Here is a 13,324-nt window from a genome sequence, read left to right on the forward strand (position 1 = left end):
CACACCGCCGTTCGGTACACACGGAACGAATCTGTTTGCACTCCGCCTTCTTTCGCATCGGGGGCCGCTCCCGGGCCGTTTTCGGGACCGATTCCGATCGTCCTGCACGGTCTTGCTCACCGGAGGAAAATGGCATTTGTGAGGTGAGCTGCCTCACAAACTTGCGCCGTCTTGCTGTTCGGACTCGATTCAGATGATCTGACCAGGTTGCGAGGTCACGGGAGGGCACGGTAGGTCTGCTTAAGCCTTTCAGTGCATGACAGGCCGTCACATGGCCTTCGATAACGCATCTTTCGCCGCCGATCGCGGCACGACGCGCACTTTCATCGACGCAGGAGTCAAGAATTGAGTACCGAAGGATCGAACACGGGGAGCGGAGCGCACCGCCGTCCGACCGTCGGCGTGGTTCGTGAGACGAACGACGGGGAACGGCGGGTCGCGCTCGTGCCGAAGATCGTGCCCTCCTTGATCGGCAAGGGTCTCGACGTCGTCGTCGAGTCCGGTGCCGGCCAGGGCGCGCTGATTCCGGATGCGGCCTACAAGGAAGCCGGCGCGACCGTCGGCGACGCCTGGTCCGCCGACATCGTCGTCAAGGTCGCTCCGCCGAGCGACGCCGAGATCGCCCACCTGAAGTCCGGCCAGCGCCTGATCGGCTTCCTCGCCCCGCGCAACGCAGACAACCAGATCGGCGCCCTCACGCAGGCCGGAGTCGAGGCGTACGCCGTCGAGGCCATTCCGCGTATCTCCCGCGCGCAGGTCATGGATGCCCTGTCGTCGCAGGCGAACGTCGCCGGCTACAAGGCCGTGCTGGTCGCGGCGAGCGAATCCACCCGCTTCTTCCCGATGCTCACCACCGCCGCCGGCACCGTGAAGCCGGCGACCGTGCTGGTGCTCGGGGTGGGCGTCGCGGGTCTGCAGGCGCTGGCCACGGCGAAGCGTCTCGGTGGCCGCACCACCGGTTACGACGTGCGTCCCGAGGTCGCCGACCAGGTCCGGTCGGTCGGTGCCCAGTGGCTCGACCTCGGCATCGACGCCGCGGGTGAGGGCGGCTACGCACGCGAGCTCACCGAGGCCGAGCGGGCCCAGCAGCAGCAGGCGCTCGAAGACGCCATCAAGGGCTTCGACGTCGTCATCACCACAGCGCTCGTGCCGGGCCGCCCGGCGCCGCGCCTGGTGACCGCCGCCGCGGTCGAGGGGATGAAGCCGGGTTCGGTCATCGTCGACCTCGCCGGCGAGACCGGCGGCAACTGCGAACTCACCGAGCCGGGGCAGACCGTCGTCAAGCACGACGTGACCATCTGCTCGCCGCTCAACCTGCCCGCGACGATGCCGGAGCATGCCTCCGAGCTCTACTCGAAGAACGTGTACGCGCTGATCGAGCTGCTCCTCGACGAGTCGGGTGCCCTGGCCCCGGACTTCTCCGACGAGATCCTCGAGGCCGCCTGCGTGACGCGTTCGAAGGAGAACTCCTAGATGTACAACGAATTACTCGCGAACATCGCGATTCTGGTCCTGGCCGGATTCGTCGGTTTCGCCGTCATCTCCAAGGTGCCGAACACGCTGCACACGCCGCTGATGTCGGGCACCAACGCGATCCACGGCATCGTCGTGCTCGGCGCTCTCGTCGTGCTCGGTCATCTCCCCGGTGATGCCCACTGGGGCATCAAGATCATCCTGTTCGTCGCTCTGGTCTTCGGCACCCTGAACGTCGTCGGTGGCTTCGTCGTCACCGACCGCATGCTCGGGATGTTCAAGCAGCGCAAGGACTCCCCGGCTGCACAGAAGAAGGGGGCTGACGCCTGATGGGCTACCTCGTCTCGGTCCTGTACATCATCGCCTTCGCGATGTTCATCTACGGTCTGTCGGGTCTGACGGGCCCGAAGACCGCAGTCCGCGGCAACTACATCGCCGCCGTCGGTATGTTCATCGCGGTCGTCGCGGTGCTCATCGACATCCGTGACACGGAGAACTGGGGTCTGATCATCGGCGGTCTGGCCGTCGGCATCATCCTCGGCGTCCCGCCGGCACTGAAGACCAAGATGACGGCCATGCCGCAGCTGGTCGCGCTGTTCAACGGCGTCGGTGGTGGCACCGTCGCACTCATCGCGTGGGCCGAATATCTCGAGTCCACCAGCTTCACGACGTTGGACGACGACCCGACCGTGGTCATGATCGTCGGTTCACTGTTCGCCGCGATCATCGGCTCGATCTCGTTCTGGGGTTCGCTCGTCGCCTTCGCGAAGCTGCAGGAACTGCTGAACAAGACTCTCGAGCGCAAGCTCGTCGCGTCGGCGAAGCTGTTCCAGCTGGCGAACATCGTCCTCGTCCTCGCGTCGATCGCCATCGCCGTCTACATCGGCATCAGCGCCGACGGTGACCCGCTGGCCTCGTGGTGGATCCTGGCGCTGCTCGTCGCCGCCGGCCTGATGGGTCTGTTCGTGGTGCTGCCGATCGGTGGCGCCGACATGCCCGTCGTCATCTCGCTGCTCAACGCCCTGACCGGTCTGTCGGCAGCAGCCGCCGGTCTCGCGCTGAACAACCAGGCCATGATCGTCGCGGGCATGATCGTCGGCGCCTCGGGCACCATCCTGACCAACCTCATGGCCAAGGCCATGAACCGGTCGATCCCCGCGATCGTCTTCGGCGCCTTCGGTGGCGGCGAGGCGGCCGCCGGTGTGGCCTCGGCGTCGGGTGGCACGGTCAAGGCCACCTCGGCTTCGGACGCCGCCATCCAGATGGCGTACGCCAACCAGGTCATCGTCGTTCCCGGCTACGGTCTGGCCGTCGCCCAGGCGCAGCACGCCGTCAAGGAGATGGCAGCGCTGCTCGAGGACCGCGGTGTCGAGGTCAAGTACGCGATCCACCCGGTCGCCGGTCGTATGCCCGGCCACATGAACGTCCTGCTCGCCGAGGCCGACGTCGAATACGACGCGATGAAGGAGATGGACGACATCAACGGCGAGTTCGGCCGCACCGATGTCACCATCGTCATCGGCGCGAACGACGTCACCAACCCGGCTGCCCGCCTGGACTCGACGAGCCCGATCTACGGCATGCCGATCCTCAACGTCGACCAGTCGAAGTCGGTCATCGTGCTCAAGCGCTCGATGAGCTCCGGTTACGCCGGTATCGACAACCCGCTGTTCACCGCCGACAACACGTCGATGCTGTTCGGTGACGCGAAGAAGATGGTCTCGGAGGTCACCGAGGAACTGAAGGCCCTGTAGGCCTTCCGGACCTGTCGCTGCTCCGTCACGGCGCCCACGCGGATCACCGCGTGGGCGCCGTCGGCGTCAGTACGGGAGCCAGCAGTGCGGCGAGGAGCACGCATGCGAGCGGTACGACCATCGCCGTCGTGAGGGAGGTCGCCTCGGCGATCCATCCGATGCACGCAGGGCCGGCCAGGAAACCCAGATAACCCAGACCGACGACGCGGGACATGTTCGCGCCGGGGGATCCCGAATCGAGATTGCCCGCGGCGCTGAACAGCTGCGGGAGGGCACCGGACAACCCCAGGCCGAACAATGCCCATCCGGCGAGTGTGAGGACCAGCCACGGCGACAGTGCCACGGCGCCGATCCCGACCGCGGCGACCAGCGTTCCGTATCGGATGACGGCGGCGCTGCCGAACCGGGCGGTGACCCGGTCGGCGACGAAGCGCCCGATCGTCATGGTCGCCGAGAACGCACCGAACGCGAGCGCGGCCACCGACTCCGGACTGCCGAGCCGTTCCTGCACCTGCAGCGCGCTCCAGTCGTTCGCGACCCCCTCGCACAGCATCAGCGCGAACGCCACACCTCCGAGCAGCACCACGCGGCGCGAGTAACCGGCCCGGGGCCCCGGTGACGACGATCGGATCGGCGGCTCCGTCCGGACGAGGCGCGGCCCCGCCCGGCCCACCACCGCGGCCGCGACGACCCCGGCGACCGCGAGCGTGAGCGCGGGGCGAACCCCGGCGGCCAGGGCGGCCGCGCCCACCAGCGACCCGGCGATCCCGCCCGCGGAGAACAACCCGTGGAAGGCCGACATGATCGGTCGCCGGTACCGCTGTTCGACCACGACCGCCTGGGAGTTCATCGACACGTCCAGCGCGCCGTTCGCGAAACCGAACACTGCGAGAGCGAGTCCGAGCTGCCACGGCGCCGCGGCCAGGCCCGGCCCGACCACCGTCAGGGACAACATCAGAGCGAAGACGATCGTCGTGCGGTGGCTACCGATCAGGTCGGCGAGCCGACCCGTCACGTGCATCCCGCCGAGCGCCCCGAGGGCGAGCAGCAACAGCAACGATCCGAGTGCCGCGTGATCGATGCCCACCCGTTCCCGGATCGCCGGGATGTGGACGACCCACAGGGCGAGCAGGAAGCCGTTGAGCCCGAAGATCGCGAACACCGCCGCCCGGGCGTGCGTGAGCCGGTCCGTCGTCCGTTGCGAATCCACCACGTGGAGGCACGCTACCGAGCGTTCGCGGCCCCTACGTATCGGCGAGCAGCATGGGCACGGGATCGCCGAGGAACGCACCGATCGTCGCGAGTGCCCGTCCCGCCTGCTCCCCGTCGACGAGCCGATGGTCGAACGACAGCGACAACGTGACCACCTTCCGGATCGCGAGAGCACCGTCCACGACCCACGGGCGGTCGGAGATCGCTCCGACGGCGAGGATCGCCGACTCGCCGGGATTGAGGATCGGTGTTCCCCCGTCCACCCCGAACACCCCGACGTTCGTCACCGAGACCGTCGAACCCGTCAGCTCGGACGGCGTGGAGCGGCCCGTCCGCGCGCGGTCGGCGACCTCGGCGATCGACCGGGCCAGACGCGGCAACGACAGGCGCTGGGCCTCCCGGACCACGGGGACCTTCAGGCCGTCGGAGGTCGCAGTGGCGATCCCGAGATGCACGTCGTGGTGGAGCACGATCTCGCCCGTGTCGTCGTCCCAGTGCGCATTGAGCGACGGCTCGTCAGTGATCGCGTGCAACAGCGCGCGGGTGACGATGCTCAGCGCCGTCGGACGGACGCCTTCGAAGGCCGGCGACGCGCGCAGGGTCGACACCAGGTCGACGGTGGCGGTCGCGTCGCACGTGAGGAAGACGCTCGCGTGCGGGGCGGTGAAGGCGCTGCGGGAGACGGCCTCGGCGGTCCGCTTGCGCACCCCTCCGACGGGTATCCGCGTGGTCCGTTCGGGGGACGGCTCAGGGGCGGGTGAGTGTGGTCGTTCGGCGGTGGGTTCTTCGCCGTGGCCTGCGGTAGGTTCGTCGCCGTGTCCGGCGGTGCGCCGCACGTCGTCGCGCGTGATCACACCGCCGCGGCCGGTGCCCGTCACCGTGTCCAGATCGACCTCGAGGAGAGCCGCGAGTTTGCGTGCGCCGGGCTTCGCGTCGGGTCGTGCGGGAGGGGGATCGCCGTCGCGGGCACGACCGGCGTCCGCCGAGATGCGGCGGGTCGCGCGTCTGCTCTGCGGGGCGTCGCCGGGTCCGTATCCGACGAGCACCGACGGTCGGGACGGGCCGTCGCTGTCACCGGCCGGTTCGGCGGGCCCGTCCTCGGTCGCGATCCGCAGCAGGGGTGCCCCGACCGGCACCGTCTGTCCCGGCTCGACCAGCAGTTCCTCGACCGTGCCGCCATAGGGCGACGGCAGTTCCACCGTGGCCTTGGCGGTTTCGACCTCCCCGATGACCTGGTTGAGTTCGACACGATCGCCGACCGCGACGACCCAGTGCACCCAGTCCGCTTCGGTGAGTCCCTCACCGAGATCGGGAAGACGGAATTCCTCTACTGCGCGTGTGGGATTCGTCATCGGTGCGCCTCACGCTGCGAGTGCGCGGTCGACCGCGTCGAGGATGCGATCCGGGTCGGGACGGTGGTGGGATTCGAGTTTGGCCGGGGGATAGGGGATGTCGAATCCGCCGACCCGCAGGACCGGTGCCTCGAGCTGGTAGAAGCACCGCTCGGTCGTGCGGGCGGCGATCTCCGCGCCGATGCCGCAGAAGACCGGCGCCTCCTGCACGACGACGAGCCGGCCGGTCCGCCGCACCGACGCCTCGATCGTGTCGAAGTCGATGGGGGACAGCGACCTCAGATCGACGACCTCGAGCGAATGTCCTTCCGCTTCGGCGATGTCGGCTGCGCGTAGCGCGGTAGCGACCAGCGCACCGAAGGTCACGATCGTCGCGTCCGAACCGGACCGGACGACCCGCGCGGACGTGAGCGGCAGGTCGGGTGCGGTCTCCGTGTCGATCTCACCGCGTTCCCAGTAGCGGTGCTTCGGTTCGAGGAAGATCACCGGGTCGTCGAGCGCGACGGCCTGCTGGATCATCGAGTACGCATCAGACGGGGTACTCGGGCTCACGACCCGCAGACCCGAGGTGTGGGTGAAGTACACCTCCGGTGATTCCGAATGATGTTCGACCGCACCGATGCCGCCGCCGTAGGGGATCCGGACGGTGAGCGGGGCCACCACGGCACCGGCCGTGCGGTAGTGGATCTTCGCGACCTGCGAGACGATCTGGTCGAAGGCCGGATAGACGAAGCCGTCGAACTGGATCTCGCACACGGGTCGGTAGCCGCGCAGCGCCATCCCGAACGCCGTTCCCACGATCCCGGATTCGGCGAGGGGAGTGTCGATCACGCGACCCTCACCGAAATCCTTCTGCAGGGTGTCGGTGATGCGGAAGACGCCGCCGAGGGTGCCGACGTCCTCCCCCATGATGACGACCTTGGGGTCGCGTTCGAGTGCGCGGCGGAGTCCGGCGTTGAGGGCACCGCCGAGGGTCATCGTCGTGGTGGTCATCGTCGCGCCTCCTCCGTGGGGCCGAAACTCGCCAGATACTCGGCGTAGTCCGCGCGTTCCTGTTCGACGAGCGGATGCTCGGTGGCGTAGACGTGGTCGAACAGGGCAGCGGGTTCGGGGTCGGGCATCCCGAGCGTGCCGCGCCGGAGCCGCATCGCGGTGTCGTCGGCGGCCGTCCGGACCTCGTCGAAGAAGTCGTCGTCGGCGTGCCCTTCGCGTTCGAGCAGTCGTCGCAACCGATCGATGGGGTCGCGTGCCTGCCACTCCTCGAGATCGGCGGGTGTGCGGTAGCGGGTGGGGTCGTCGGAGGTCGTGTGCGGGCCCATGCGGTAGGTGAGTGCCTCGATGAAGAACGGACCGGCACCCTCGCGGGCATGCCGGACGGCACGCCGGGTCACCGCCAGGACTGCGAGGACGTCGTTGCCGTCGACCTGCACGGCCGGCATCCCGAATCCGGCGGCGCGCCGGGCGAGGGGGACCGGACTCTGCACGTGGGTGGGCACGCTGATCGCCCAGTGGTTGTTCTGGCAGATGAACACCACGCCGACACCCCAGCTGACCGAGAAGACCATGGCCTCCGAGAGGTCGCCCTGGCTCGTGGCGCCGTCGCCGAAGTACACGACGGTGGCGATCTCGGCTCCGTCGAGCTTCGCGCCCATCGCGTAACCGGTGGCGTGCAGGCCCTGGGCTCCGACGACGATGGCCGGGTTGGTGGTGGCGACCGTCTGCGGATCCCATCCGGACAGGCCGCACCCACGCCACAGGCGGGTCATGTCGGCGGGGTCGACCCCGCGGCACAACGCGACGGCGTGCTCGCGGTAGCTGGTGAAGACGTAGTCGTCGGGCGCGAGTGCCCGGGCGGAGCCGACCTGCGCGGCCTCCTGGCCCTGGAGCGGCGCCCAGAGGCCGAGCTCACCCTGCCGTTGGAGAGCCGTCGCCTCAGCGTCGACGCGTCGCGCGACGACCATGTCGCGGTAGAGCCCGCGCAGTTCGTCGGGGCCGACGTCGGCGACGAGTGGGCCGTACTCGGTGTCGAGGACGCGTCGCCCGTCGGGTTGGATCAACTGGACCGGATAGACGGTCGGTACAACCATCGGATCACCTCGTCGGTGCGGATCCAGCGTGCCCTCGTGAGGCCCGACCGGATGATGTGTGCCGTACATCACATCATCCGGGCAATTCGCGCGTGCGCAATCGATCCGCTCCCAACCGTGCAGAAAGCACGGTTTCGGGGTGCTCCTAGCTGGCAGACTGCGGAAAATGACCAGTCTGGATGCCACCGATGCGCGTCTGCTGCTCGAACTCACGCGCACACCACGGGCCACGGGAGTCGAGCTGGCGCAGCGTCTCGGGTTGTCCCGCAACACCGTCCAGGCGCGCCTTGCCCGATGGGAGGCCGAGGGCGTGCTCGCCTCGTTCGACCGGCGGGTGGATCCCGTCAGCCTGGGTTATCCGCTTGCCGCCTACGTGGCGACCCGGGTCGATCAGCACCGTCTCGACGAGGTCGTCGACGAACTCGCACAGATCCCCGAGGTCACCGAGGTCTACGGGCTGACCGGGCAGATCGACCTGTCGGTGAAGGTGGTCGCCCGTGACGCCGACGACCTCTATCGGCTCGCGGGCCGGATTCTGAAGATCCGCGGCGTCGAGCGCACGGACATGTCGCTGGTAATGCAGGACCTCGTCCCGCAGCGCACAGCTCCGCTGCTGAACCGGGCGGCCGGGCGCAGCGGAGACGAGGCGACGTAGGGCGTCAGCGGCCCGCGTTCGGGGTGGCCAACTGGGCGGCGGCCTTGCGGATCTGATCGGGGATCGGGACGGGGCGGCGCGTCTGCGGATCGACGTAGACGTGGACGAACCGGCCGGTCGCCGCCGGGATCAGGGTGTCGTCGGCCTCCCGGAAGATTGCGAGCGAATAGGTGATCGACTGTGTGCCCAGACGTTCGACCGCCAGTCCGACCTGCAGGCGGTCGGGGAAGGACAGCTCGGCGAGATAGCGGCAGGAGGTCTCGGCCACGACCCCGATCGCGTCGAGTTCGCGGATGTCGACACCGGTGGTGGAGATGAGCCACCCGTTGACCGCCGAGTCGAAGTACGAGTAGTACGTGACGTTGTTGACGTGGCCGTAATGGTCGTTGTCGGCCCAACGCGTCTGCATGGGCCAGAACACCGGGAACTGCTCCGGCTCAGGCGGGGCGGCTGGGCTCGTCGGTTGGCGGTTGCTCACGTCTCGACGATAGTGCTCTCCGCACGTCAAATCAGACCAACCCCCACGCCAATCCCGAACCGAGACGCAAAACCCCCGAATCGGACGTGCACAGGGCGTGTCCGCCCGCCGGGGTCGTCCCGGCACGCACGGCGTGTCGCCCCAAAGCCGGAACGGCGTGTGCCGTTCGTGTCAGGATCGGGTCATGTCCGATACCCCCGTTCTTCTCTCCACCGTCGAACTCGCCGAGATGATCGAGCAGGGCCGGTCGCCGGTGATACTCGACGTCCGCTGGGCACTCGGCGACAGACACGGACGGGACCGATTCCATGAGGGGCACATCAGCGGAGCGGTCTACGTCGACCTGGACGAGGATCTCGCCGATCCGCCCGCACCCGAGCTCGGTCGTCATCCGCTGCCCGACATCGACCGTTTCCAGGCCATCGCACGCCGGTGGGGGATCGACGACGGTGCTCTCGTCGTCGCATACGACGACAGCGGCGATCTCGCCGCGGCCCGCGCGTGGTGGCTGTTGCGCTGGGCGGGGCACTCCGAGGTGCGATTGCTCGACGGCGGACTGCAGGCGTGGATGGCCGGCGGGCACCCTCTCGCCGCGGGACCGGGCGGCGAGAAGAAGCCCGGCAACGTGACGTTGAGCCCCGGCCACATGCCCACCATCGGTCCCGATGAGGCCGCGACCTACGCGACCCACGGAGTTCTGCTCGATGCGCGCGCCCACGCACGGTACCGCGGCGACGAGGAGCCGGTGGATCGCCGGGCGGGCCACATCCCCGGGGCGGTCAGCGCGCCGACCACCGAGAACCTCCGTCAGGACGGGTCGTTCCTGCCCGCGGATCAGATCGCGCACCGCTTCTCGACGCTGGGCGTGAAGCGTACCGACGTCGCCGTGTACTGCGGATCGGGAATCAACGCCGCACACGAGATCGCCGCGCTCGAGATCGCGGGCATCGACGCCGCGCTGTATCCGGGTTCGTGGTCGCAGTGGTCGGCGGATCCGAAGCGGGAGGTCGCCACCGGCAGTTGAGCGGCGACCCGCCGGCCGATGGGCAGTTCTCGTCGACGATTCGCAACATCGCCGACGAGAACTGCACTCCGGAGGCGGGACTACCGGTCGTGAATGGGACAGCTGCCACGGTAGGTGCTGCAGTCCTGGCGACCCTGCTCGGAGCGATCGTCGCCCACCTCGTCGAGGCCGCACCGGTGATCGCCGGCGAGTGCGAGGCGACCTACGGCGTCGACCTCGGCCCGTTCTTCACCGGCTGGTTCGTCGGCGACCTGGGGGGCGACACCGTGACCACCACGTTCGTGTTCCAGTCGGCGCGAACGGCCGCGTGGGTCAACAACTTCGATCTGCAGAACCCCCGCCACGCACGACATCACCCGCGTCGAGATGACCGTCGCGGTCGATGCCGCCGCCGTGGTGCTCGACGGTCTCGAACAGGGCCATATCGTCTGACGGCCGAGTCCTCCTCCGTCCCGACCGTTCAGGAACGGGAGTACTCCGACGCGCGGCGCACCTGCTCGCGCGTCGGGGTCACTCCCGTGTAGAGCTCGAACTGCAGTGCCGCCTGCAGCGCGATGACCTCGTCGCCCGTGATCACCGGGATGTCGTGCTCGCGGGCGAATCGGACGAGCGGGGTGTCCGGCGGCACGGCCACGACATCGAAGACCGTCGACGCTGCGGCGACGAAGTCGTGGGGCAGCGGCAGGTCGCCCGATTCGGCACCGCCCGCCATCCCGATCGGAGTGGCGTTGACGATCAGCCCGGGTGCGACGTCGCTCGTGTCGGCGCGCCATTCGTAGCCGTACTTGCGTGCGAGCGGTCGTCCGGTGTCCCCGTTGCGCGCGACGATCGTTCCGTCGGTGAATCCGTTGTGGCGCAGCGCCGCTGTCACCGCCTTCGCCATGCCGCCGCTGCCCACCACCGTGACGGGCAGGGCGGAATCGACGCCGTGCTCGACGAGCAGATCGCTCACCGCCTGGTAGTCGGTGTTGTAAGCGTGCAGGACGCCGTCGTCGTTGACGATCGTGTTCACGGACTCGATGGCCCGCGCCGAATCGTGCAGCACGTCGACGAGGGGCAGCACGGCTTCCTTGAACGGCATCGACACCCCGGCGCCGCGGATGCCCAGGCCGCGTATCCCCGCCACGGCGTCCTCGATGTTCGCGGGCGCGAACGCCTTGTAGACGAAGTCGAGGCCGAGTTCCTCGTAGAGATGGTTGTGGAACCGGGTGCCGATGTTGCTGGGACGGCCGGACATCGAGATGCACAGCCGGGTGTCCTTGGAGATGCGCTCGAGCATTTGCTCACCGTAGACCCTACATGTTCGGAAACAGCGATTTTCTCAGGAGAGCATGTTGTTCTCACAACAAAGAACAAGATACTGTCCGATGCAAGGGAGACGATCTGGGTGCAGGAGGACTGAGATTCGAACGGGAAGGCGCGATCGTCTGGTGCATCATCGACCGGCCCGCAGCGCGCAACGCGTTCACCCCGGCGATGTACTGCGGACCCGAACGTGCGGTGCGACTGGTCGATTCCGATCCCGACCTCGCCGCCCTCGTCATCTCCGCCGTCAACGGCATCTGCCAGGCGGGGAGACTGCTGGTCGCGATGATGTCACGGGCACGACTCCGCCGCGCCCACCAAGGCACGGTGGTCGTCGACCGTGATCGGCAACGCGTAGCGCACCGCCACGGTCAGGTACCGGCCGGCGAACCAGCAGCGGTAACCGGGAGCCGGTGGCAGCCACTGGGCCGGCGTGCCGTCGCGCTTGTCGAGGTTGGCCTGCCCGTCGACAGCGACGAGGTTGTAGGTGATGTCGTTCGCGAACCGGAGTCGACGTTCGGCGGGCCATGCGGCGGCACCGAGATCCCAGGCCGCGGCGAGCGGATAGATGTGATCGATGTGCACGGCGTTCGCCTCGGCACGCCGGAACTCCACGCGCGCACCGGTGTACGGATCGTTCAGGACCCCACTCGTCACGACACAGTCGTCGGTGCCGGCCCGGAAGGTGGGGGAGGTGAGGTCGCGCGCGAGGACGTTGTTGCGGGTGTCGCAACCGTCGTGCCCACCGGCCCCGGGATGGTCGTCGGACCAGGCCGGACCGAACACGCATCGCTCGCCCGCGCCGCAGCCCCGCTGATAGCCGGGAACCTTCCGGCGCTGATCGACCACCGTCACCTGCTCGAGCAGGAGATGCACCTCGGCTCGGGTGGGGCTGCCCGGCACCGTCCCGGACCCCGGCGCGGTGCGGTCCCACAACCAGGACACCGCCACCGCGATCACCACTGCCGCCACCCACCACGTCGCGTTCCCCCCACGCACGCGGCGATCCTGACATGCCCTGCCGACAGAATCTTCAGGGCACGGTGACGACGATCTTCCCGCCGGCGTGCCCGGACTCGACGAGTTCCAGCGCAGCCCCGGCCTCGGTGAGCGGAAAGGTCCGCTCGACGCGCGGCGTCAGAACACCACGCTCGACGAGCGCCACGACCTGCTCGAACACCTCCCGGGTCCGTCGCCGCGTGATTCCCGAACCGCCCAGCTCCTCCGCGCGTGCCGGATCGGCGACACTCACGACCCGTTCCGGTGCCCGCGTCAGCGCGACCGCCCGCTCGAGCACGTCGCCACCGACGAGGTCGACGACCGCGGTCACCGCCCCGCACCGTTCCGCGGTGGCCGCGACCCGCGCGTCGAACCCGTCACCGGACTCGATCCACAGACCGCCGCACGATTCGACGAGATCCCGTTTCCCCGCACTCGCCACACCGAGGACGGCGGCCCCGGCGTTGTGCGCGAGCTGCGTCGTCGCCGACCCGACACCACCACCGGCACCCAGGGCGAGGACGGTGTCCGCATCGACGATCTCGAGATACTCGACGATGTCGAAGGCCGTTCCGGCCGCGACCGGAAGGGTGGCCGCCACCTCGAACGGCACCGACTCGGGCACGAGCGCAGCAGCCCGCGCGTCGACGAGGGTGTACTCGGCGTAGCCGCCGTAGCCCTCCGCGGTGGCCCCGAAGACGGCGTCGCCCGGCCGGAAGCCGGTGTCCGGACCGGCGGCCTCCACCACACCGGCGACCTCCCGGCCGAGGACCGCCGGGAAGTGCACCGTGACGCTGCCTGTGCGCCGTCCGGACCGCACCTTCCAGTCGGCGGGGTTCACGCCCGCGGCCCGGACTGCCACGAGGAGCTGCCCCGGACCGGGCGGTGGGACGGGGGTGTCGAACAGCTGCTGTGTCTCCGGACCGCCGTACTCCACGAAGCCGTATGCGCGTGCCATGGGACCCAGCCTGCCATCGGGGTCGGG

14 protein-coding genes are annotated in these 13,324 nt (G+C 68.8%); 6 read left to right on the forward strand and 8 right to left on the reverse strand.

Annotated features, from left to right (window positions below; all coding sequences use genetic code 11):
- Positions 1–345 precede the first annotated feature (345 nt).
- From KXC42_RS07660 to KXC42_RS07670, 3 genes are read left to right on the forward strand one after another with little or no spacing between them, the layout of a single operon-like run.
- On the forward strand, positions 346–1,473 hold the full coding sequence (locus KXC42_RS07660) for a Re/Si-specific NAD(P)(+) transhydrogenase subunit alpha (RefSeq protein ID WP_006552915.1): 1,128 nt from the start codon (positions 346–348) through the stop codon (positions 1,471–1,473).
- On the forward strand, positions 1,474–1,803 hold the full coding sequence (locus KXC42_RS07665; RefSeq protein ID WP_006552916.1) for an NAD(P) transhydrogenase subunit alpha: 330 nt from the start codon (positions 1,474–1,476) through the stop codon (positions 1,801–1,803).
- Positions 1,803–3,227 (forward strand): NAD(P)(+) transhydrogenase (Re/Si-specific) subunit beta, encoded by a 1,425-nt coding sequence (locus KXC42_RS07670; RefSeq protein WP_064061213.1) that lies wholly within the window; start codon positions 1,803–1,805, stop codon positions 3,225–3,227. The genes KXC42_RS07665 and KXC42_RS07670 overlap by 1 nt, the downstream gene beginning before the upstream one ends.
- A 43-nt stretch (positions 3,228–3,270) precedes the next feature.
- Here the strand turns inward: KXC42_RS07670 and KXC42_RS07675 are convergent, their stop codons facing one another.
- Genes KXC42_RS07675 through pdhA form a run of 4 tightly spaced genes read right to left on the reverse strand, consistent with a single transcriptional unit; the run spans position 3,271 to position 7,878 of the window.
- On the reverse strand, positions 3,271–4,440 hold the full coding sequence (locus KXC42_RS07675) for an MFS transporter (protein WP_081263462.1): 1,170 nt from the start codon (positions 4,438–4,440) through the stop codon (positions 3,271–3,273).
- Positions 4,441–4,471: 31 nt separating this feature from the next.
- Positions 4,472–5,791 carry a dihydrolipoamide acetyltransferase family protein gene (locus tag KXC42_RS07680; protein ID WP_033097994.1) on the reverse strand — a complete coding sequence of 440 codons (1,320 nt, stop codon included), beginning with the start codon at positions 5,789–5,791 and terminating at the stop codon, positions 4,472–4,474.
- Between the two features lie 9 nt (positions 5,792–5,800).
- Positions 5,801–6,784 (reverse strand): alpha-ketoacid dehydrogenase subunit beta, encoded by a 984-nt coding sequence (locus KXC42_RS07685; RefSeq protein WP_217579946.1) that lies wholly within the window; start codon positions 6,782–6,784, stop codon positions 5,801–5,803.
- Complete coding sequence (pdhA, locus tag KXC42_RS07690) at positions 6,781–7,878, reverse strand: pyruvate dehydrogenase (acetyl-transferring) E1 component subunit alpha (protein WP_219130127.1); 1,098 nt, start codon at positions 7,876–7,878, stop codon at positions 6,781–6,783. Before pdhA ends, KXC42_RS07685 begins: the two co-directional genes overlap by 4 nt.
- Positions 7,879–8,044: 166 nt before the next feature.
- On the opposite strand from pdhA, the gene KXC42_RS07695 reads away from it, so the two are divergent.
- Complete coding sequence (locus tag KXC42_RS07695) at positions 8,045–8,533, forward strand: Lrp/AsnC family transcriptional regulator (protein WP_019288945.1); 489 nt, start codon at positions 8,045–8,047, stop codon at positions 8,531–8,533.
- Positions 8,534–8,537: 4 nt separating this feature from the next.
- Here KXC42_RS07695 and KXC42_RS07700 read toward each other — a convergent pair whose 3' ends face one another.
- Positions 8,538–9,011 carry a thioesterase family protein gene (locus KXC42_RS07700; protein ID WP_219130128.1) on the reverse strand — a complete coding sequence of 158 codons (474 nt, stop codon included), beginning with the start codon at positions 9,009–9,011 and terminating at the stop codon, positions 8,538–8,540.
- Positions 9,012–9,195: 184 nt separating this feature from the next.
- Here KXC42_RS07700 and KXC42_RS07705 point away from each other — a divergent pair, with 184 nt between their 5' ends.
- Positions 9,196–10,035, forward strand: a complete 840-nt coding sequence (locus KXC42_RS07705) for a sulfurtransferase (RefSeq protein WP_219130129.1) — start codon at positions 9,196–9,198, stop codon at positions 10,033–10,035.
- Positions 10,032–10,559, forward strand: a complete 528-nt coding sequence (locus tag KXC42_RS07710) for a hypothetical protein (RefSeq protein ID WP_152641014.1) — start codon at positions 10,032–10,034, stop codon at positions 10,557–10,559. Before KXC42_RS07705 ends, KXC42_RS07710 begins: the two co-directional genes overlap by 4 nt.
- On the opposite strand, the gene KXC42_RS07715 is transcribed toward KXC42_RS07710, so the two are convergent.
- The 3 genes from KXC42_RS07715 to KXC42_RS07725 form a co-directional block, all read right to left on the reverse strand.
- Positions 10,496–11,314, reverse strand: coding sequence for a shikimate 5-dehydrogenase (locus KXC42_RS07715; protein WP_006552553.1), 819 nt, complete (start codon positions 11,312–11,314; stop codon positions 10,496–10,498). The genes KXC42_RS07710 and KXC42_RS07715 overlap by 64 nt on opposite strands.
- 317 nt (positions 11,315–11,631) lie before the next feature.
- A complete protein-coding gene (locus KXC42_RS07720) occupies positions 11,632–12,303 on the reverse strand; it encodes an HNH endonuclease family protein (protein ID WP_219130449.1) in 672 nt (223 codons plus the stop codon).
- A gap of 70 nt (positions 12,304–12,373) precedes the next feature.
- On the reverse strand, positions 12,374–13,297 hold the full coding sequence (locus KXC42_RS07725) for an NADP-dependent oxidoreductase (protein ID WP_219130130.1): 924 nt from the start codon (positions 13,295–13,297) through the stop codon (positions 12,374–12,376).
- Positions 13,298–13,324 lie beyond the last annotated feature (27 nt).

This window comes from Rhodococcus sp. LW-XY12 (genome assembly GCF_019317345.1).
Taxonomy (GTDB): Bacteria; Actinomycetota; Actinomycetes; order Mycobacteriales; family Mycobacteriaceae; genus Rhodococcus; species Rhodococcus pyridinivorans.